The sequence below is a fragment of the Saccharothrix sabaoui genome (assembly GCF_051756985.1).
Taxonomy (GTDB): domain Bacteria; phylum Actinomycetota; class Actinomycetes; order Mycobacteriales; family Pseudonocardiaceae; genus Actinosynnema.
Map to the genome: position 1 here is coordinate 1 of NZ_JBPKJK010000163.1, position 19,522 is coordinate 19,522.

Genomic DNA, 19,522 nt, shown 5'->3' on the forward strand with positions numbered 1-19,522 from the left:
AGGCGTGCCCACTGTGTACGGTCGCGTGTGCACACCGCTTGTGCGTTCCTGCAATCCGCAGGTGCGGGGCTTGCGCGGTGAACGTGGTGTGGCGGCGGTCACGCGTGTGATCATCCGGTCGTGATCACGTGGGTGGGTGGGTCGCCGTGCACGGGCAAGAGCACCGCGGCGGCCCGGTCGGGGTTGCCGGTCCACTCGTGCGACGAGCACGTCGAGCGGCACGCCGCCGAGGTGCCGGGCGGGGCGGCGGCGCGGGTGCTCGCCCCGGGCGTGGCCGAGCGGTTGGCGCAGCCGGTGGACGTGCAGGTGCGGCAGGTGCCGGCCGCCTACCGCGAGGAGTTCCCGCTGCTCGTGCGGACGTGCGCGCGCTGGGCGGGCCGGTGGTCGTGGAGGGGGCGGCGCTGCTGCCCGACCTGGAGGCGGCGTTCCGGCGGTGGATGGCGCGGGACGCCCGGTTCGCGCGGGTCGTGGCCCGCCGGGCGCGGGCGCTGGGCTACCGGGTGGAGGTGGCCGACGGGACGCGACCGGTCGTCGGCCTGCCGGTCGGCGCGGGACCGGTCGACCCGGCCCCGGTCGACCCGGACCCGGTCAGCCGGTGACCGGTCGGTCCGGGACGAGGATGCCGAGCGGGTCGCTGACCGGGAACGGGTCGGCGCGCCGGAACCGGTGGAGCACCAGCGCCGCCGCGCAGGTTCCCCACAGGCCGAACAGCGCGCAGGACGTCCCGGCGACGACCGCCACCCACGCCGGGAGGACCTCGCCGGTCATCCGCGCCACCGGGTAGGAGCCCGGCACCAGCAGGAGCGGCATCAGCAGGTGGAACGCCCTCGTCAGGAGCGGGGAGCCGGGCCGCAGCGACTGGAGGTCCGGCCGGCGGGGCTGCCGGTTCTCGTCGAGCAGCGACGTCCACCAGCGCGCGCGGTGCACCGGCACGACGTCCGCGCCGGCCCGGTCGACCCAGTCGAGCGCCCTCGCCTCGCCGGCCAGGCCGACCAGCTCCAGCAGGTGCCGCAGCCGGAGCAGGCCGCGGCCCTGCGCGCGGGCCAGGGCGGCGCGCAGGTCGTCCACGCGGAGCACCGCGGCCAGGTCGTCCAGCACGTCGTCGGGCGCGGTGGCGGCGAGTGCGCACCGCCGGACGCGGCCCGCCCGGCGCACGAGGAGCCACGCGGTGTCGTCGGTCCAGGCCAGGCCGACCGCGCCGGCGTCGTCGACGGTGGCGACCTTGAGCCCGTCGCGCAGGCCGTCGAACGTCTCGGGGGCGGGGCCGAGCAGCAGCGTGCCGCCGGGCGTGGGCACCACGCGACGGGGTCGGGCGGCCCGCTCCAGCAGCAGCTCGCGCACCACCTCCGGCCTCTCCGGCACCCACACCGCGGTCCGCACCGCCACCACCCCCGTCACCCCGAAGTCGGGCGCAGCGTAGACGCCGCGCCCGGCCCCGGGGTAGCGCGGTCACGCGCCGCGACGCGTCCACTGCTGGTTGTCGCCGCCGTTGCACGAGTACTGCTTGACCACGGCGCCGTCCGCGCTCGACGCGCTGGTCACGTCGAGGCACTTGCCGCTGTGCCGGGCCACCGCGCGGTGGTGCGAGCCGGTGGCCTGGAGCTGCCACTGCTGGTTCTGGCCGCCGGTGCACGCGTACTGGGCGACGGCCGCGCCGTCGGCGGTGGAGGAGTCGGCCACGCCCAGGCACTTGCCGCTGTGCCGGGCGATCAGCCGCGCGTACCCGCCGCCCGCGTCCTCCACCTGCCACTGCTGGTTCTGCCCGCCATTGCACGGGTACTGCTTGAGCGCGGCGCCGTCGGTGCGCGAGGAGCTGGGGATGTCGGCGCACTTCCCGCTGTGCCGGGCGACGAGGGTCTCGTAGGGCGTGCCGCCGCCGACGGGGTCCACGGTGCCGGTGGCGGTGTCGACGGCGACCTGCGGCGACCAGCTCATCGCCATGGTGGTGGCGGAGGGGAAGCGCAGCGGCAGCCACACGTAGCGGGACTCGGTGACGCGCCCGCCCCACGCCCCGGCCCACCGGTCGCCCAGGTAGAGGTAGGAGGTGGTCAGGCTGCCCTGCACGGGCAGCACGTAGGCGGCCTGCGAGCCGTAGGCGGTGCCGTCGCCGACGTCGCTCAACCCGCTCCAGGTGCCGGTGACGCTGCTCGCGGTGGCGTACTTCTGCTGGTTGGGGCTCCAGCCGGTGGCGCCGGAGGTGAGCAGGAAGTACACGCCGCCGCGCTTGAACAGCGCGGGCGCCTCGCGGTAGGAGCCGGGCCACAGGGTGCGCACCAGCGAGGCGACGCCCAGGTAGTCCGGGGTGAGCCGGTAGACGTGCAGGTCGGCGTTCTCCCGGGCGGCGGAGATCATGTAGCCGGTGCCGTCGTCGTCGCGGAACAGGGTGATGTCGCGGGACATGTGCCCCAGCGGCCGGAAGCTGCCCCGGTAGGAGTAGTCGCCGTCGACGGTGGAGGAGGTGGCGACGGCGGCGCGGGCCTCGCCGTAGTCGCTGCCGTTCTCCTTGTGCATCCACATGACGAACTGGCCGGTGGAGCTGTTGAGCACCACCTTGGGCCGCTCGATGTTGGCGTAGCCGAGTTCGGCCGCCGACGACCGGGTGAGCACGTCGCGGCGGAACTCCCAGGTGCGCAGGTCGGTCGACCGGTACGCGGAGACCGACCGGAACGTGTTGTCGGCGTTGCGGTTCTCGCCGAACCAGTAGTAGTAGGAGCCGACCTTGAGCACGCCGCCGCCGTGGGCGTGCACGACGGCGCCGGCGGTGTCGGTGAACTGGACGCCGTTGGTCACCGTGACGACCGCCGCCCTGGCCGGGACCGCGACCGCGGTGAGGGCCAGCAGGGCGGCGGTCGTTCCGAGCGCGAAGCGTCTGCGCAGCATCGCGACGCTCTCCTTCCTCGTTGAAAGAGATCGCCTCGGCGGTGAAGGCTCGTCGCCGACCGTAGTTGTCGAACGGGTTCGGCGGAAGGCGCTCAGCGCAGCAGCACCAGCGCCTCCCACGGGCCCAGCGCGGCGCGCCCGTCGGCCACGCGCGGCTCGTCGGAGTTGGCGAGCACGACGTGCCGCGCCTCCCAGCCCGGTTCCAGCCCGGCGGTCACGGGCTCGCCGCCGAGGTTGGCCACGACGAGCAGCCGCCGCTCCCCCAGCGTGCGCTCGTAGCAGTACAGGGCGGGGTGCTCGGGGTGCAGCATGCGGAAGTCGCCGACGGCCACGACGGGGTGCTCGTGGCGCAGCGCGATGAGCCGCCGGTAGTGGTTGAACACCGAGCGCGGGTCGTCGTACTGCGCGGCGGCGTTGAGCCAGGTGTGGTTGGGGTTGACCGCGATCCACGGTTGGCCGGTGGTGAACCCGGCGTTGGGGGTGTCGTCCCACTGCACGGGGGTGCGGGCGTTGTCGCGGCCCATGGCGCGCAGGCCGCGCAGCACGACCTCCGGGTCCACGCCGCCGGCGACCGCCTCGCGGTGGTGGTTGAGCGACTCGACGTCGCGCAGGTCCTCGGCGGAGGCGAACGGGGCGTTGGTCATGCCCAGCTCCTCGCCCTGGTAGACGTAGGGCGTGCCGCGGTGCAGGTGCAGCACGGTGGCCAGCGCGGTCGCCGACTCGCGCCAGTGCTCGCCGTCGTCGCCGAAGCGGGACACCACGCGCGGCTGGTCGTGGTTGTTCCAGTACAGGCTGTTCCAGCCGACCTCGCCGAGCGCGGTCTGCCAGCGCCCCAGGGACGCCTTGAGCAGCCGCAGGTCCAGCGGTCGCGGGTCGAACTTGCCGCCGGGGCCGTGGTCGAGGGAGACGTGCTCGAACTGGAACACCATGTCGACCTCGCGCCGCGCGGGGTCGGTGAACAGCACCGCGTCCTCCCACGTGACGCCGGGCATCTCGCCGACGGTGAGGAACTCGCCGTCGCGCCCGCCGAACACCTCGCGGTGCATCTCCTGGAGGAACTCGTGCACGCGCGGCCCGGTGGCGAAGTGCGGGAACCCGTCGCCCAGGCCGGCCACGCCGGTGGTCGCCCCGTCCGGCAGGGCCGGGTCCTTGGAGATGAAGTTGATCACGTCCATCCGGAAGCCGTCCACGCCCCGGTCGAGCCACCACCGCATCATGTCGTGGACCGCCTCGCGGACCTCGGGGTTCTCCCAGTTGAGGTCGGGCTGCTTGCGGTCGAACAGGTGCAGGTAGTACTCCCCCGTGGTCTCGTCCAAGTGCCAGGCGGGACCGGAGAAGAACGACCCCCAGTTCGTGGGCTCCGCGCCGGGCTGCCCGGCTTCGAACCCCTCGCGCGGCGGGCGCCACCAGTACCAGTCGCGCTTCGGGTCGTCCCGGGACGAGCGGGACCCGACGAACCACGGGTGCTCGTCGGAGGTGTGGTTGACCACCAGGTCCATGACCAGCTTCATGCCGCGCGCGTGCAGCTCCGCCACGAGGGCGTCGAAGTCGGCGAGCGTGCCGAACGACGGGTCGATCGCCCGGTAGTCGGAGATGTCGTAGCCGTTGTCGGCCTGCGGGGAGGCGTAGACCGGGGAGAGCCAGACGACGTCGACGCCCAGCCGTTGCAGGTGGTCCAGCCGCGCGGTGAGACCCGCCAGGTCGCCGACGCCGTCGCCGTCGGAGTCGGCGAAGCTGCGCGGGTACACCTGGTACACCACGGCGGACTGCCACCACGTGGCCTGGTCGGAAGTCATCGGCGTCCCTCGTGCGTCGGTGCGGGGCTGCTGATCAGTTCACCGTGGACGGCGGCGCGCGGCAACCCCCGACCGTTCGGGGGTTGCCGCGCGTCCCGGGATCAGGAGCCGTCGTCGTCCGGGTGGACGCCGGGGCCGTGGTCGGTGTCCCCGGGCGGCGCGATGGGCGTGGGGCTGAGCGACGCCTCGTCCTCGCCCTCCTCCAGCAGGGTGGCCGCCGCGCCGACGACGCGCGGGTCGGGTTCGCCGACGACCTCGACGTCCTTGTCGTCGTAGTCGATGCGGGCCAGGACGCTGCGCATGGCCTCGATGCGGGCGCGCTTCTTGTCGTTGCTCTTGACGACCGTCCACGGCGCGCTGGCCGTGTCGGTGGCGCGGAACATGGCGACCTTGGCCTCGGTGTAGGCGTCCCAGCGGTCGAGCGAGCGGATGTCGTTGGGGCTGAGCTTCCACTGCCGCACCGGGTCGACCTGGCGGATCAGGAACCGGGTCCGCTGCTCGGCCCGCGACACCGAGAACCACAGCTTGACCAGCACGATCCCGTCGTCGACGAGCATCTTCTCGAACGTGGGGGCCTGGCGCGTGAACCGCTGGTACTGCTCGTCGGTGCAGTAGCCCATCACCCGCTCGACCCCGGCCCGGTTGTACCAGGAGCGGTCGAACAGCACGACCTCGCCGGCGGTGGGCAGGTGGTTGACGTAGCGCTGGAAGTACCACTCGCCCTGCTCGCGGTCCGTGGGCTTGCCCAGCGCCACGACGCGCGCGCCGCGCGGGTTGAGGTGCTCGGTGAACCGCTTGATGGTGCCGCCCTTGCCGGCGGCGTCGCGGCCCTCGAACACGATGACCATGCGCCCGCCGGTGTCCTTGATCCAGTACTGGAGCTTGAGCAGCTCGATCTGGAGCAGCCGCTTGGACACGTCGTACTCCTCGCGCGACATCCGCTCGGGGTACGGGTAGTTCTCCCGCCAGGTGTCGATCGGCGTGCCGTCGGGGTGGCGCAGCACCGGGTCGTCGGCGTCGTCGTAGTCCACCACCAACTCGGAGATGTCGAGTCCGGGGAACCGGTCGGAGAGGTCGAACGCGCTGTTCACGCCCCCGGACGTACCCTGCGGCGGGGTGCCGCAAACTGCGGTGTCACCCGACGGGCGGGACGCGGTAGGCGACGAACGAGGTGCGCCGGCGCAGGGCGAACCCGAGCGACTCGTAGAGGCGGATCGCCGGGGTGTTCGCGGCGGAGGCGTGCATGATCGGGACATCGCCGCGGGCGCGGATGCCGTGGGCGACGGCCAGCACGAGGCGGGTGGCCAGGCCCCGGCCGCGCCAGGCCGGGTCGGTGCACACGGCGCTGATCTCGGTGTGGCCGGGCGGGCGGAGGCGTTCGCCGGCCATCGCGACGAGGGCGCCGTCGACGCGGACGCCGAGGTAGGTGCCCAGTTCGACGGTGCGCTCGCGGAACGGGCCCGGCCGGGTGCGGGCGACCAGGTCGAGCATCTCGGGGACGTCGTCGGGTCCCAGGCGCACGGCCTCGGGGTAGGGCCGGGCGGCGACGCCCGCGTCGACCAGCTGCACGCCCGCGATGCGGTCGACCGCCTCCCAGTGCGGCGGCGGGGTGAGCGCGGTGTTCATCGGCACGACCGCGCCGGGACCGGCGAGGACCGCGAGGTCGGCCCACGCGTCGTCGTCGGCGTCGGCGGGCAGGGCGTGGAACGGGGCGACGTCCTGCCGGTAGCGCAGCACCCGGCCGCGCCGCTCGGCGAAGTGGGCGTGGCGACCGGTCAGGGACGCCCACGACGGGTTGTCCAGCACCGACCACCCGTCCGGCACCGACCGCTCGTCTGACCCGGATCGCCCGCCCGGCACGGATCGCCCGCCCGGCGCCGACCGCTCGTCCAGCACCGACCGCACCCCGACCCGCCCGGGGCTGTCCGACGACGACATGCCGACCTCCACGCTTGTTCGTTGGCCGACGAAGAATGCGTTCGGCGGTGACGCCCTGTCCACCGCGCCCACATGGCGGACGCGCCGCCGAAATGCCGTGTGATGCGGAGCACACCGGTATTCCACCCCGCGACGCAGTTTGAGTCGTATAGACTCAAACCATGCTCACCAGGCAGGAAGCCCTCGACCGGGTCGAACGAGCCCGCGACGCGGCCGACCTGTTCGGCCCCCGCGACCTCACACGGCACACCGAGGCGCAGCGCCTCTACCGGTCACTCGCCACCGTCCTGCACCCCGACAAGACCGGCCCCCACGACACCAGGGCCCACACCGCCGCCGCCCGCCTCACCCGCCTCCACCACGAGTGGCAGCACACCCCCGCCACCGAGCTGCACAGCCCCACCGCCACCTACCGCCCCACCCGCCCGCACGCCACCGGCAGCGTCGCCACCCTCTACCTCACCGACGGCCCCCACGTCGTCAAGCTCGTCCGCAACCCCGCCCTCAACCCCCTCCTGCACGCCGAGTGGCACGCCCTCACCACCCTGCGCCGCCTCACCGACCGGCACCCCTGGCTGCGCCCCTACTACCCCCGCCTCCTCGACACCTCCGGCGACGTCCCCCGCGGCGACCGCGCCTTCACCGTCCTCGAACCCCTCACCGACGGCTTCACCACCCTCACCGAGGTCGGCAAAGCCTTCCCCCGCGGGCTCGACGGCCGCGACTACGCCTGGATGCACCGCCGCCTGCTGCGCGCCGTCGCCGGCGCCCACCTCGCCGGCCTCGTCCACGGCGCGATCACCGCCGACAACGTCCTCGTCCACCCCGAGCAGCACGGCATCGTCCTCGTCGGCTGGACCTTCGCCGTCGAGGCAGGCCAACCACCCCTCGCCACCGACCGGACCACCCGCTACCCGCCCGAGGTCCACAGCGGACACCCCCTCACCCCCGCCGCCGACGTCCACATGGCGCACGCGCTCATGCTCGACCTCCTCGCACCCGGCGAAACCCGCCACCGCGCCTTCGCCCGCGGCTGCACCCAGGACGACCCGCACCGCCGACCCGACGCCGCCGACCTGCTCACCGAGTACGACGAGCTGCTCGACGACCTCTACGGCGAACGCACCTACCGACCGTTCACCCTCCCCACCCCGACCACCGACACGACAGGAGCCTGACCATGGGACACGGCAAGTGGGACGACAACGCCTACGCGGCGGCCAAGACCTTCCGCGCCGCCAAGGGCATCGACGACTTCGGCTACACCGCCACCATGCGCAAGACCCCGTCCGCCAACTGGAAGGCCGACCCCTCCCTTGACCCCAAGGGCGTCACCGCCCGCGAGTGCCGCGACTCGCCCGACCACGCCGACTCCACGCCCATCGCCGTCCTCTTCGACGTCACCGGCTCCATGGGCCGCGTCCCGCAGATCATGCAGCGCAAGCTCGGCAAGCTGCACGGCCTCATCCAGCGCAAGGGCTACCTCACCGACCCCCAGCTCCTCTTCGGCGGCATCGGCGACGCCGACAGCGACCGCGTCCCCTTCCAGGTCGGCCAGTTCGAGTCCGACAACCGCATGGACGAACAGCTCCGCACCATCTTCCTGGAGGGCAACGGCGGCGGGCAGAAGAGCGAGTCCTACGAACTCGCCGCCTACTTCGTCGCCCGCCACGTCGTCACCGACGCCTGGCGGAAGCGCGGCCGCAAGGGCTACCTCTTCCTCATCGGCGACGAGCTCAACAAGCCCCGCCTCGAAGCGCGCCACATCCGCCGCGTCATCGGCGACGACGTCGCGCAGGACATCGACCCCGCCTCCGTCTACCGCGAACTCGCCCGCAAGTGGCACGTCTACTTCGTGCTCCCCAACCAGTCCGCCTACTACAACGACCCCCGGATCGCCGACCACTGGCGCGACCTGCTCGGCCAGAACTTCCTCAAGCTCGACGACCCCGGCGCCGTCTGCGAGCTGATCGCCGCCACCATCGGCCTCGAAGAACGCGTCGTCGACCTCGACCAGGCGCTGGTCGACCTCGCCGAGGTCGGCTCCGCCGCCGAGGGCGAAGCCGTCGGCAAGGCCCTCGTCCAGGTCGGCGCACGCACCCCCGCCACCCGCCGGAGCACCCCGCCCGCCCTCGACGGCCCCGACGACGTCACCCTCGCATGACCACCGACCTCACCGGCCACGTCATCGTCGTCGGGCTCGGCTTCGGCGACGAGGGGAAGGGAGCGGTCGTGGACGCCCTGTGCCACGACCGCCCCACCACCGCCGTCGTCCGCTTCAACGGCGGCGCCCAGGCCGCGCACAACGTCATCGCCGACGGCCGCCACCACACCTTCAGCCAGTACGGGTCGGGCACGCTCGCCGGCGTGCCCACCCACCTCTCCCACCACGTCCTCGTCGAACCCATCGCCCTCGCCGCCGAGACCCGCGAACTCGAAGCCCTCGGCGTCCCCGACCCCCTCGGCACCCTCACCGTCGACGCCGACGCGCTCCTCACCACCCCGCTCCACGTCGCCGCCAACCGCGCCCGCGAGGACGCCCGCGGCACCGCCCGCCACGGCTCCTGCGGCAAGGGCATCGGCGAAACGGTCTGGTACTCCCTCCTGCGCGGAGCCGCCGAAGGCGACCTCGTCGAACACCAACGCGTCCTCGGCACCCCCGGCCCCGCGCCCACCGTCGGCGACTGCGCCCACCCCGCCGGCCTGCGCCGCAAGCTCGACGCCCTCGCCCGCTTCTACGAACCCCTCATCGGCGACGGCACGGACGTCGACGGCCTCGTCGCCCTCTACCGCGACTTCGCCGCCGCCGTCCGCACCACCGACCGCCACCACGTCGCCCGCCTCGCCGACACCGACACCGGGAAGGGCCGGCTCGTCCTCGAAGGCGCCCAGGGCGTCCTGCTCGACCAGCACCACGGCTTCCACCCCCACACCACCTGGTCCACCACCACCCCCCACAACGCCCGCGCCCTCCTGCACGGCCGCCCCGCCACCACCCTCGGCGTCACCCGCACCTACCAGACCCGCCACGGCGCGGGCCCCCTGCCCACCGAGGACCCCGCCCTCCTCACCCGCTTCCCCGAGCGCCACAACGACACCGGCCACTACCAGGGCGCCTGGCGCACCGGGCACCTCGACGCCGGACTCCTCACCCACTCGGTCGCCGCCTGCGACGGCCTCGACGGCCTCGCCGTCACCCACCTCGACGCCACCGGCCTCCGGGTCGCCACCGCCCGGGGCACCCGCGACATGCCCGACCCGCAACGGTGGATCTCCGACCACCTCGACCTGCCCGTCCTGGTCACCGGGCACGGCCCCGACCGCACCGACTACACCGTCCGGGAGTGCGCGACAATCACCCCATGATCGAGTCGACCCCGGTGTCGGTGGACGTGCTGGCCCTGCGCTTCGACCCGACCGCGCGCACCGTCCTGCTCGGCACCGCGCCCCGCGCCGCCGAACCGTTCGCCGGGGACCTCGCCCTCCCCGGCGTCCTCCTCGGCCTCGGCGAACGGCTCCGCGACGCCGCCCGCCGCGCGGTGACCGACAAGCTCGGCCTGCCCGCCGACGCCGTCTCCGCCACCGGCCAGCTCGCCACCTTCGACGAACCCTCCCGCGACCCCCGCGGCCCCACCCTGTCCGTCGCCCTCTGGGCCACCCTCGACCCGGCCCGCCTCACCGACGGCCCGACCCACTGGGCGTTCCTCGCCGAGGTCCCGCCCCTGGCCTTCGACCACGACCGCATCGTCGCCGACTGCCGCCCGCTGCTCGCCGACAAGCTCTGGCGCGACCCCGCGTTCACCGCCGGCCTGCTCGGCCCCGAGTTCACCACCGCCCAGGCCCTCGACCTCACCGAGGCCCTCACCGGCGACCGCCCGTACCCCGCCAACCTGGGCCGCACCATGGAACGCGTCCCCGGCCTCCGGCGCACCACCCAGCACGCCGCCGCCCTGCCCAAGGGCGGCCGACCACCCTCCGTGTGGCGCTGGGACTCATAAGGCACCCGAACGGGTACCCCTCCCCCGTCACCGGACAGAGGAGGACCACATGCAGCCACACCCCTTCCCCTTCGCACCCTGGGTCTGGCGCGACGCGGTGACCGTCCTGGACGACCCCAACAGGCAGACCGCCCAGGACCGCGACCGCCCCGACGTGGGCCTGCTCGGCTACGAGGTCGACGCGGTCGACGGCCGCATCGGGCGGATCGACGAGCACAACGCCGAACTGCCCGCCGACTGCCTGCTCGTCGACACCGGCACGTGGCTGACCAGCCACCGGGTGGTGCTGCCGGTCGGCGCGGTCGCCGAGGTCGACCACGACGCGAAGCAGGTCCGCGTCGACCGCACCAAGAAGCAGGTCACCGACGCGCCCGGCTACCAACCGGACGACTTCGACGCGGACGACTACCGTCGCCGCCTCGGCGAGTACTACACCGACAGCTACCGCACCAGTCACACGAACCAGTGATCTTTTTTAAGAAACACTGAAGTCATAAAGGTCCTCGAACACTCGACGCCGCGCGGTCACTCCCCCCGCGCGGCGTCGAGCGCGCGGGACAGCTCCTGGCGCACCCGGTCGAACCAGATGCCCTCGTTGGCCGGGTACAGGCCGGGGTGGCCGTTGAGGCGCGCCATGCGCTCGCCGCCGGCGTGGTGGATCGCGATGAGGTCCCACTGCCGGTTGAACACCGGGCTCCCGGAGCTGCCCCGCTCGGTGGGCGTGCGGTAGTGCAGCCGGGTGTCGTCGGCGTCGAGCAGCCGGTTGTCCTGCACCGACAGCATCACCTGCTCGCGACCGCGCGGGTGGCCGATGACGTAGGCGCGGGTCGCCTCGTCGGCGCGCACCACAGGGCGGCGGCGGGCGGGCGGGCAGCGGGTGGCCTGCGCGGGCACGCCGTCCAACTCGGCGACGGTCACGTCCAGCCGGTCCACCGGCGAGGACCACAGCACCCGCCTGATCCGGTGGCCGGGACCGCCCTCCAGGGCGCGGAACGTCACCAGCGCCCGGTCCGGGTGCAGCGCCTGCGGGTGGTCGGCGGACACGACGTGCGCGTTGGTCACCAGCACCACGTCCGGGCAGGACGGGTGCAGCGCCTTGCCGTCGACGAGGAACCCGGTGCCCACTCCCCCGTCGACCGGGTCCTCCACCAGCGCCACGGCCCGGCACCTCTCCAGCGCCGTGCGGAACCACCCGAGGGTCTGGAAGCCGTCGTCGCCGAGCAGCTTCTGGAGGTGGTCGAGCCGGTCGAGGACCTCGTCGCGCATCTCGGCGGGGCCGACCGAGACGCCGCCCGCCGGCCTGCGGTCGAGCAGCGCGCCCGCCAGCACGGGCAGCAGCGACAGGCCGGGCTCGCCCGACGTGTCCAGCTCCCACACGTCCTGCAGCTGCCGCAGGGTGCCGGCGATCTCGAACGCGTCGGCGCCCGCGCCCAGGTAGGCGTGCAGCCGCTCCACGGCCTCGTCGTGCCGGCCCAGCGCCACGCACGCCTCCAGCGCGGTGCCGTGGTCCCACACGCCGGCGGCGTGCCCGAGGCCGGCGGTCGCGGCCAGCACGTTGCGCGCGATGAGCACCGGGTCGCCGGGCAGGTCCACGCCGTCCCGGCGGGCCCGCACCAGCAGGGCGACCAGGTTGATGCCGTGCCAGGCGAGCCCGGCCTGGTCGTAGACCCGGCGGTAGTGCCCGACGGCCAGCTCCAGCAGCCGCCGCCTGCGCCGCGGCGCGGACGGGGCGGTCGCGACGTACATCTGCTTGTAGGCCCGGCCGAGCAGCCCGCGCGCCTCGGTCGCCTCGTACGGGCTCGCCGCGACGTCCTCCAGCAGGCGTTCGAGCACCGCGACGGCGGCGGTCAGCACGCCCTGGTCCAGCAGCGCCTGCGCGTACTGGCGGCGGATCGTCGGGTCGGCCTCCCCGGACTGGAGGAACGCGTCGGCGACCTCGCGCAGCGGCGCGAAGCACCTCTTGCGCCGCAGCTCGCCCAGCACGCGGTGCGCCTGGTCGAGCGGGTAGGGGCGCTCGTCGACGCGCAGGTGCTCGACCAGCTCCGCGCACAGCGCCGCCACCCGCGGCCGGTCGAGCGCGTCGATCGCGCGGAACAGGTCTCGGGCCGACGTGCGGCGGTCCCAGGTCACCCGGTGGTCACCACTCCTCGTCGAGCATCCCGGCCAGCGCGTCGCGCAGCCCCGCGCCCGCCAGGTACTTGTCCGCGCCGTGTCGCCAGGCGCCGCGGTTGGGCGCGCCGACGTCCACGAGCGCCTTCACGCCCCCGCGGCGGAAGTCGTTGGCCAGCAGCGCGTCCACGCCGGCGACCGGGTCGAGCCGGTCGTAGACGTTCACCCACCGCCGCAGCCCGGCCGGGAAGCCGTCGTCGCGGCTCCACTCGGGGCGGAGCCGGTCCTGCACCTCGTCGATGCCCAGCGGGCTGCCGAACGTGAGCAGGCCGTCCACCGGCGGGCAGCCCGGCAGCCGCTTGAGGCAGTCGTAGGCGATGACGCTGCCCAGGCTGTGCGCCACGACGACGTGCGGGCCGGACCGGTCGGCGCCCTCGGCCAGCGCCCGCAGCACCCGGGAGCGGATCTCGCGCCGGATCGCGTACGACTCGCCCTCGCGCGGGCTGAACTCGGCGTCGAAGAGGTAGTGGTGCACGTCGCGCAGGAACACCTTCATCAGGCGCCGTTTCACCGACCACGGCAGCAGCACGCGTTCCCGCGTCGGGTCGGGTTCGCCGACCGCGGGCAGCGCCGGGTCGTCGGAGGCGAATTCGTCGAGGCCGACCCGGTCGGCCAGTGCCGCGATGAACGCCGCCTCCGCGCCGGTCGAGCGCACGAGCCACCGCATACCGATCTCGGGCGCCTGGCCCTCCAGCGACGAGCGGGCGTTCTCGTGCTCGGCCTCCTCCAGCGGCGCGGGGTGCAGCAGGTCGGCCCAGTAGACGAACGTGCTGGTCACGCCGGACGCGTCGAGGTCGAGTCCGTTCTCGGCGAGCACGCCCCGCCAGCTGCGGCCCAGCCTCGCCGCGGGCGGTTTGTTACCGATGCCGTGGATGAACGTGACGTGCGGCAAGACCGTCCACCCTTTCCCGCGCGAATCGTGCCCAGTGGTACTTCGCCACCGGTCGACACGGCGTTACCAATGGCGAAGTACGTCATCCGGGTGAATTCAGCGGAAATGAACCTATTCGTCCGCGGCGAGCAGCAGGATTTGCGCGGCGACTTCCGCGGGCGCCTCCAGCGGCAGCATGTGACCCGCGTCCTCGACCACGACCGACTCGCCGCCGACCGAGGCGGCGAGGGCCTTGGCGTCGCCCTCCGGGACGAGCCGGTCCTCGTCGCCGACGATCGCCACGACGGGCCGCTCCCCCGCCACGGTGAGCGCGGCCTCCCGGTCGTAGCGGTCGACGGCGGGCCGGAACAGCGCGATCGTCCCGGGCCAGTGCGCCCACACCATGTCGGCGGTGAGGTCGACGTCCTCCCGGCGGGGCTCGTCGCCGAACAGCCACCAGCGCAGGCCGGCGGTCTTCGCGGGCTCGATCTTCTCCCGGATGGTGCGCACCAGCGGCCCGAACGCCCGCTCCAGCTCGCGGACCAGCTTGCCCAGCGCCTTGGGCCACGCCAGCGAGGTCTCCGCCAGGCCGGTGGCCGCCGTGGACACGAACACCACCCCGGCCACGCGCTGCCGGTACAGCCTCGGGCGCCGCTCGGCCATGGCCATCGCCGCCATGCCGCCCATCGAGTGGCCGGCGACGACGACGCCGCCCTCCGGCACCAGCCGCTCGATCAGCTCGCCCAGGTCGTCGCCCAGCTGCTCGATGGTCGCCGTCGCCTTGTCGGCGGGCGTGGACGAGCCGTGCCCCCGGTGGTCGTAGCTGATCACCGCGAGGTCGGGCGGCAGCGCGGCCACCACCCGGTGCCAGCTGCGGTGGTCCAGCGCGTAGCCGTGCGCCAGCACCACGGTCAGCCGCGCGTCCGCCGGACCGCTGCGCACCACGTTGAGCTCGGCACCGTCTTCCAGCCGCAACCGCTCGGTCGCCATCCCCGCTGCCCCTTCCGTCGGCCATGTTGCTTTACCAACGAGTAGGTAGGCGGTTCGTCACGCGGCGGTCGGCGCGCTCAGCAGGAGCCCTTCGAGGCCAGCACGCGGCGGGCCGCCTCGTCGACGCGCGCCGCGGGCAGCGTCCCGGTCGCGACCGAGACCTCCAGGTGGTCGAGCACCTGCGCGACGCGCCCGCCCGACGACCACAGGGCGAGGTCCGCGCCGGCGGCGAGCGCCTGGCGCACCGCCTCGGGCAGGTCGACCAGGTCGGTGACGGCCTTCATGGCGCCCAGGTCGTCGGTCATCGCCGGGCCGGTGAAGCCGAACTCCTCGCGCAGCAGCCGGTACGCCTCGCCGCTGAGCGTGGCGGGCCTGCCGCCGGTGAGGCCCGGCACGTCGATGTGGCCGAGCATCACCACGACCTCGCCGTAGCGGCCGATGTCCCGGTACGGCACCAGGTCCGTGCCGCGCAGCGCGTCCAGCGGCGGCGACCGCACGGCGCCGAGGTGGGAGTCGCCGCTGGTGTTGCCGTGGCCGGGGAAGTGCTTGAGCACGGGCGTCACGCCCGCGTCGTGCAGGCCGTCGGCGAACGCGAGCGCGTAGCGGGCGGCCACCTCGGGGTCCGGGCTGAACGAGCGGTCGCCGATCACCGTGCGGTCGCCCTGGCCGCTGGTGTCCACGACGGGCGCGAGGTCCATCGTCACGCCCCGGTCGCGCAGCCGCGCGGCCCGTTCGCGGGCCAGCGCGCGGACCTGGTCCGGCGACAGGTCGGCGGCCATCCGCCGGGCGCTGGGCAGCTCGCCGTCGAGCTGGTCGACCCGCTGCACCCGACCGCCCTCGTCGTCCACGGCCACGATCAGCGGCAGGGTCGCCGCGGCCCGCACCGCCTCCAGCGCGCCCCCGCTGAGCAGGCCGGGGGCGTCGCCGCCGACGAAGATGCCGCCGACCTGGTCGCGCTGGACGATGCCGAGCGCGTCGGCGGGACCGCGCGGGTCGACGCCGACGACGAGCAGCTGGGCCAGGCGGGCGCGCAGCGGCAGCGCCCCGGCCGCGACGGCGCACGGGTCGGGCGCGGGCGCCGGTTCGGGCCGGGGCGCGGCGGTCGCCTCGGGCGAGGACGGGGAGGAGGAGGGCGCGGGTCCGGCGACGGGGCGGCCGGCCACCGACGTGCCCGGGTCGTGCAGCACCGCCGCGAGCAGCGCGCCGACCGCCGCGAACACCAGCAACGCCCTCGTACCGGCGTTCCGGCCGCCGTGTCGCCTGCTCGGCTGCTGGTCCCGCACGGCACCCAAGTTACGTCATGGCGCCGGTGGTCGCCCGATCGGCACACCCCTGGTCGTAGCGGTCCTGGTTGAGGAAGCGCGCGACGGCGCGCCACGAGTTCGGGCCCCTCACGCCGTCGATCGGCCCCGCGTACCCGGCCTCCCGGGCGAGCCGGTTCCGCACGCGCTGCCGGAAGACCGCGCCCGGGACGCCGTCCTGCTCGGTCGAGGTCTTGGGCAGGCCGGGCGGGTCGTCCGGCGGCTCACCCGGCGTCACGACGTCGAACGCGGCGGGTCGCGCGACGCTGAGGTCCACGCGGACCCCGCCGACCGCGCCCACCGACGTGTACTGGTGCGCGCTCCACGCCGGGTAGGCGCCGCCGAGGTCCGGCTCGCCCGGGTAGCCGCCGTCGTTCGCGCCCCACGACGCCACCCACAGCTTCGCGCCGAACGCGATCGTGCGCGGCCACGTCCCGGACCTCAGGTCGGCCGCCCCCGGGTAGAGCCACGGCACGTGGTCGCCCACGCGCTCGTGCACGCGGGTGAAGAACGCGGCGACCTGCTCGCGGTAGCGGGAACCGGTGCAGGGCCCCCCGGACAGCTGCGAGCCGCCGGTCTTGACGACGACGAAGCCGTGGCCGTCGGCGCGGACGCGGGCGAAGTCGATCCCGGCCTGCCGGGTGGCGACGTCGATCCCGGTGACCACACCGGGCGGTACCGGGGTCGCGGCGGCGATCACCGCCGCGACCAGTGCCTGGACGAGCACGGCGTCCCCCTAGTCGTACTCGTCCTGGTTGAGGAAGCGCGCGAACCCGCGCCACGAGTTCGGGCCCATCACGCCGTCGATCGGCCCGGTGTAGCCCCACCTTGCGGCGAGTCGCTGCACGCCGGCCCACGAGTTCGGGCCCATCACGCCGTCGATGGGTCCTGTGTAGCCGTAGCCGCGCACGCCCCGCTGGAGGGCCGCGTAGGTGTTCGTGCCGGGCACGCCGTCGATCGGGCCCGGGTAGCCGTGCTCCAGGCGCAGCCAGTTCTGGGCGCGCTCCCACAGGACGGTGCCGGGGACGCCGTCCTGCTCGGTGGAGGTCTTGGGCAGGCCGGTGCCGGGGCTGCTGCCGAGGAAGGTGAGCGGGTTGATGCGGGTGCCGCTGGGTTTGATCATGTGCCAGTGCACGTGCGGGCCGGTGGACGAGCCTGAGCCGGGGGCGCCCGCGGCCCCGCCGGACAGGCCGACCACGGCGCCCATGCCGACGCGCGTGCCGTTGCCGAGCAGGAACTGCGACAGGTGCATGTACTGGCTGCGGTAGCCGTTGTCGTGCTGGATGGTGACCGTGTGGCCGCCGGTGCCGTTGTAGGGGGTGTTGGTGACGACACCGCCTCCCGCGGCGGGCAGCCGCGTGCCGACGGCCATGCCGTAGTCGATGCCGCCGAGCGAGCCGCGGTTGAGGTGGTCCTGCCAGCTGCCGGTGACGGCGTAGCCGCTGAAGGGGTTGTAGAACCCCGGCACGGCCGCGAGCGCGGCGGTGCCGCCCACCGCGGTGACGACGCCCGCCGCCACCGTGCCCTGTAACAGGGTCCGCCTGCTGATCCCGCCGTTGTCCATGGTGAACTCCCCGGTCGGAGGTGCGTGCCCAGGACGCTAGGGACGACGCCGGGGGCTCGGCATCGTTCGTTCGACCGACGGCCGTTCGGACGGCAGGTAGTAGTTCGTAAGGCTAAGCTTCCGGGCGTGAACCGTGCTCCGGGTGTGAGGCGTCCGGTCGGCCTCGTCATCGCCGTGCTCAGCCTGTGCGGGACCGTGGTGTCCCTCATGCAGACGCTCGTGGTCCCGCTGCTGCCGGAGCTGCCCGAGCTGCTGGACACCACCGCGGACAACGCGTCCTGGCTGGTCACGATCACCCTGCTCACCGGCGCGGTGGCCACCCCGATCCTGTCGAAGGTCGCCGACATGGTCGGCAAGCGCCTGGTCATGGCCATCGCGCTCGCCGTGCTGGTGGCCGGCTCGGCGGTGTGCGCGGTGAGCACCGGCCTGACCTGGATGATGATCGGCCGGGCGTTGCAGGGCTTCGCCGCCGCGCTCATCCCGGTCGGCATCAGCATCATGCGCGACGAGGTGCCGAAGGAGCGCGTCGGCTCGGCCGTGGCGCTGATGAGCGCGACCCTCGGCATCGGCGCGGCGGCCGGCCTGCCGCTCGGCGGGGTCATCGCCGAGGTGCTCGACTGGCACTCGCTGTTCTGGGTGTCGGCGGGCATGGGCGCGCTGATGCTCGTCGCGGTGCTGGTGGTCGTGCCGGAGTCCCCGGTGCGCAGCCCCGGCCGGTTCGACGTGGTGGGCGCGGTGCTGCTGTCGGTGTCGCTGGCCTCGCTGCTGCTGGCGATCTCCAAGGGCTCGGCGTGGGGCTGGACGAGCCGGGAGACGCTGGTGTGCGCCGCGGTGGCCGCGATCGGCTTCGCGATCACCGCGCCGTGGGAGCTGCGCACCGGCAACCCGCTGGTCGACCTGCGCACGTCCGTGCGCCGGCCCGTGCTGCTGACCAACGTCGCCTCGCTGCTCGCGGGCTTCGCCATGTACGCGAACCTGCTCGTCGGCACGCAGGAGCTGCAACTGCCCACGTCGACCGGCGTCGGCCATGGCCTGACCCCCACCGCCGCCGGCCTGGCGATGCTGCCCGGCGGCGCGGTCATGGTGTTCCTGGCCCCCGTGTCGGCGGCGCTGACCCGCCGCTACGGCGCGCGCATCACGCTCATGGCCGGCTCGCTGGTCATCGCGCTCGGCTACGCCGGCCGCGCGCTGGTCACCGGCGGGCTCTGGCAGCTCATCACCGCCACCACGGTCATCTCCGTCGGCACGGCCATCGCGTTCGCCGCCATGCCGATCCTGGTCATGCGGTTCGTGCCGATCACCGAGACCGCGTCGGCCAACGGCCTCAACACCCTCGTCCGCCAGATCGGCACCTCGACGTCCAGCGCGGTCGTCGCGGCCGTGCTCACCGCGGGCACCACCACCGTGGCGGGGGTCGCCGCGCCCGGCGCCGGCGCGTTCGCGCTGACCGCGTGGATCGCCGGGGCCGCCGCCGTGCTGGCCGCCGCCCTGGCCCTGGCGCTGCCCGGCCGCAGCGTCACCACGGTCAACGCCCCGGCTCGGGACGTGGCCCCGGACAGCGACGAGGTCGTCGTCACCGGCGACGTGGTCACCCCCGACGGGCACCCGGTCCGGCTGGCCGTGGTCACCGTGCTCACCCTCCAGGGCGAGCACACCGACTGGTCGCGCGCCGACAGCTCCGGGTCGTGGTCCGCCGCGCTGCCCGGCCCCGGCCGCTACCTGGTGGTCTGCTCCGCGGACGGCTGGTCGTCGCGCTCCCAGGTCCTCGACCTGGGCGACCGGCCGCAGCGCATCGTGCTGTGCGACCGGCGCGAGCTGGCCGGGATCGTCAGCGACGGCGGCGCGCCCGTGGCGGGCGCCCTGGTCACCCTCACCGGCGCGGGCGGCGACACGGCCGAGCACACCCGCACCGACGCCGAGGGCCGCTACGCGCTGCCCCTGCCGCCGCTGGGCGGCTACGTGCTGACCGTGCTGCCGCCCGGCGGCGGGGCGCACGCCACGGACGTGGTCGTGAC

The 19,522-nt window shown here is 74.1% G+C and carries 18 protein-coding genes; 7 read left to right on the plus strand and 11 right to left on the minus strand.

The genetic code is table 11. The features are described from left to right. Positions 1–359: 359 nt before the first annotated feature. On the plus strand, positions 360–599 hold the full coding sequence (locus ACR807_RS34170; RefSeq protein WP_438925619.1) for a hypothetical protein: 240 nt from the start codon (positions 360–362) through the stop codon (positions 597–599). Here the strand turns inward: ACR807_RS34170 and ACR807_RS34175 are convergent. The 5 genes from ACR807_RS34175 to ACR807_RS34195 all read right to left on the minus strand — a co-directional run bounded on the left by ACR807_RS34175 (position 589) and on the right by ACR807_RS34195 (position 6,614). Continuing rightward, positions 589–1,389 carry a hypothetical protein gene (locus ACR807_RS34175; RefSeq protein WP_438925620.1) on the minus strand — a complete coding sequence of 267 codons (801 nt, stop codon included), beginning with the start codon at positions 1,387–1,389 and terminating at the stop codon, positions 589–591. The two genes, ACR807_RS34170 and ACR807_RS34175, sit on opposite strands and share 11 nt — an antisense overlap. A gap of 60 nt (positions 1,390–1,449) precedes the next feature. Next, the gene (locus ACR807_RS34180) at positions 1,450–2,880 is read right to left on the minus strand and encodes an RICIN domain-containing protein (RefSeq protein ID WP_438925621.1); all 1,431 of its coding nucleotides are present in this window, start codon (positions 2,878–2,880) and stop codon (positions 1,450–1,452) included. A gap of 92 nt (positions 2,881–2,972) precedes the next feature. Then, entirely contained in the window at positions 2,973–4,676 is a 1,704-nt protein-coding gene (locus tag ACR807_RS34185; protein WP_438925622.1) for an alpha-glucosidase, read from the minus strand. A 101-nt stretch (positions 4,677–4,777) separates the two neighbouring features. After that, a complete protein-coding gene (ppk2, locus tag ACR807_RS34190) occupies positions 4,778–5,767 on the minus strand; it encodes a polyphosphate kinase 2 (protein ID WP_438925623.1) in 990 nt (329 codons plus the stop codon). Between the two features lie 43 nt (positions 5,768–5,810). After that, complete coding sequence (locus ACR807_RS34195; protein ID WP_438925624.1) at positions 5,811–6,614, minus strand: GNAT family N-acetyltransferase; 804 nt, start codon at positions 6,612–6,614, stop codon at positions 5,811–5,813. A 161-nt stretch (positions 6,615–6,775) separates the two neighbouring features. Here ACR807_RS34195 and ACR807_RS34200 point away from each other — a divergent pair, with 161 nt between their 5' ends. Genes ACR807_RS34200 through ACR807_RS34220 form a run of 5 tightly spaced genes read left to right on the plus strand, consistent with a single transcriptional unit; the run spans position 6,776 to position 11,081 of the window. Then, positions 6,776–7,792, plus strand: coding sequence for a protein kinase family protein (locus ACR807_RS34200; RefSeq protein WP_438925625.1), 1,017 nt, complete (start codon positions 6,776–6,778; stop codon positions 7,790–7,792). Positions 7,793–7,794: 2 nt separating this feature from the next. Then, positions 7,795–8,778, plus strand: coding sequence for a hypothetical protein (locus ACR807_RS34205; RefSeq protein WP_438925626.1), 984 nt, complete (start codon positions 7,795–7,797; stop codon positions 8,776–8,778). Beyond that, a complete protein-coding gene (locus tag ACR807_RS34210) occupies positions 8,775–9,980 on the plus strand; it encodes an adenylosuccinate synthetase (protein ID WP_438925627.1) in 1,206 nt (401 codons plus the stop codon). The genes ACR807_RS34205 and ACR807_RS34210 overlap by 4 nt, the downstream gene beginning before the upstream one ends. After that, positions 9,977–10,612 carry an NUDIX domain-containing protein gene (locus ACR807_RS34215; protein ID WP_438925628.1) on the plus strand — a complete coding sequence of 212 codons (636 nt, stop codon included), beginning with the start codon at positions 9,977–9,979 and terminating at the stop codon, positions 10,610–10,612. Before ACR807_RS34210 ends, ACR807_RS34215 begins: the two co-directional genes overlap by 4 nt. Positions 10,613–10,661: 49 nt before the next feature. After that, a complete protein-coding gene (locus ACR807_RS34220) occupies positions 10,662–11,081 on the plus strand; it encodes a PRC-barrel domain containing protein (RefSeq protein ID WP_438925629.1) in 420 nt (139 codons plus the stop codon). Between the two features lie 56 nt (positions 11,082–11,137). Here the strand turns inward: ACR807_RS34220 and ACR807_RS34225 are convergent, their stop codons facing one another. From ACR807_RS34225 to ACR807_RS34250, 6 genes are all read right to left on the minus strand, one after another. Next, on the minus strand, positions 11,138–12,742 hold the full coding sequence (locus ACR807_RS34225) for a serine protease (RefSeq protein WP_438925630.1): 1,605 nt from the start codon (positions 12,740–12,742) through the stop codon (positions 11,138–11,140). Positions 12,743–12,749: 7 nt separating this feature from the next. After that, positions 12,750–13,673, minus strand: a complete 924-nt coding sequence (locus ACR807_RS34230; protein ID WP_438925631.1) for a hypothetical protein — start codon at positions 13,671–13,673, stop codon at positions 12,750–12,752. A 111-nt stretch (positions 13,674–13,784) separates the two neighbouring features. Next, a complete protein-coding gene (locus ACR807_RS34235; protein WP_438925632.1) occupies positions 13,785–14,642 on the minus strand; it encodes an alpha/beta fold hydrolase in 858 nt (285 codons plus the stop codon). Positions 14,643–14,719: 77 nt separating this feature from the next. Beyond that, the gene (locus ACR807_RS34240; RefSeq protein ID WP_438925633.1) at positions 14,720–15,925 is read right to left on the minus strand and encodes a glycoside hydrolase family 3 N-terminal domain-containing protein; all 1,206 of its coding nucleotides are present in this window, start codon (positions 15,923–15,925) and stop codon (positions 14,720–14,722) included. Between the two features lie 10 nt (positions 15,926–15,935). Beyond that, positions 15,936–16,670, minus strand: coding sequence for a glycoside hydrolase family 25 domain-containing protein (locus ACR807_RS34245; protein WP_438925634.1), 735 nt, complete (start codon positions 16,668–16,670; stop codon positions 15,936–15,938). Between the two features lie 9 nt (positions 16,671–16,679). Next, positions 16,680–17,507, minus strand: coding sequence for a M23 family metallopeptidase (locus ACR807_RS34250; protein WP_438925635.1), 828 nt, complete (start codon positions 17,505–17,507; stop codon positions 16,680–16,682). A 126-nt stretch (positions 17,508–17,633) separates the two neighbouring features. On the opposite strand from ACR807_RS34250, the gene ACR807_RS34255 reads away from it, so the two are divergent. Continuing rightward, on the plus strand, positions 17,634–19,522 hold a 1,889-nt coding region (locus ACR807_RS34255; RefSeq protein WP_438925636.1), incomplete at its 3' end, for an MFS transporter.

What these genes read in the sequence shown, in the direction of transcription:
- ACR807_RS34235 (WP_438925632.1), bottom strand. Translation starts at nt 14,642, where the DNA reads ATGGCGACCGAGCGGTTGCGGCTGGAAGACGGTGCCGAGCTCAACGTG.
- ACR807_RS34195 (WP_438925624.1), bottom strand. Translation starts at nt 6,614, where the DNA reads ATGTCGTCGTCGGACAGCCCCGGGCGGGTCGGGGTGCGGTCGGTGCTG.
- ACR807_RS34205 (WP_438925626.1), top strand. Translation starts at nt 7,795, where the DNA reads ATGGGACACGGCAAGTGGGACGACAACGCCTACGCGGCGGCCAAGACC.
- ACR807_RS34220 (WP_438925629.1), top strand. Translation starts at nt 10,662, where the DNA reads ATGCAGCCACACCCCTTCCCCTTCGCACCCTGGGTCTGGCGCGACGCG.
- ACR807_RS34185 (WP_438925622.1), bottom strand. Translation starts at nt 4,676, where the DNA reads ATGACTTCCGACCAGGCCACGTGGTGGCAGTCCGCCGTGGTGTACCAG.
- ACR807_RS34215 (WP_438925628.1), top strand. Translation starts at nt 9,977, where the DNA reads ATGATCGAGTCGACCCCGGTGTCGGTGGACGTGCTGGCCCTGCGCTTC.
- ACR807_RS34250 (WP_438925635.1), bottom strand. Translation starts at nt 17,507, where the DNA reads ATGGACAACGGCGGGATCAGCAGGCGGACCCTGTTACAGGGCACGGTG.
- ACR807_RS34180 (WP_438925621.1), bottom strand. Translation starts at nt 2,880, where the DNA reads ATGCTGCGCAGACGCTTCGCGCTCGGAACGACCGCCGCCCTGCTGGCC.
- ACR807_RS34200 (WP_438925625.1), top strand. Translation starts at nt 6,776, where the DNA reads ATGCTCACCAGGCAGGAAGCCCTCGACCGGGTCGAACGAGCCCGCGAC.
- ACR807_RS34210 (WP_438925627.1), top strand. Translation starts at nt 8,775, where the DNA reads ATGACCACCGACCTCACCGGCCACGTCATCGTCGTCGGGCTCGGCTTC.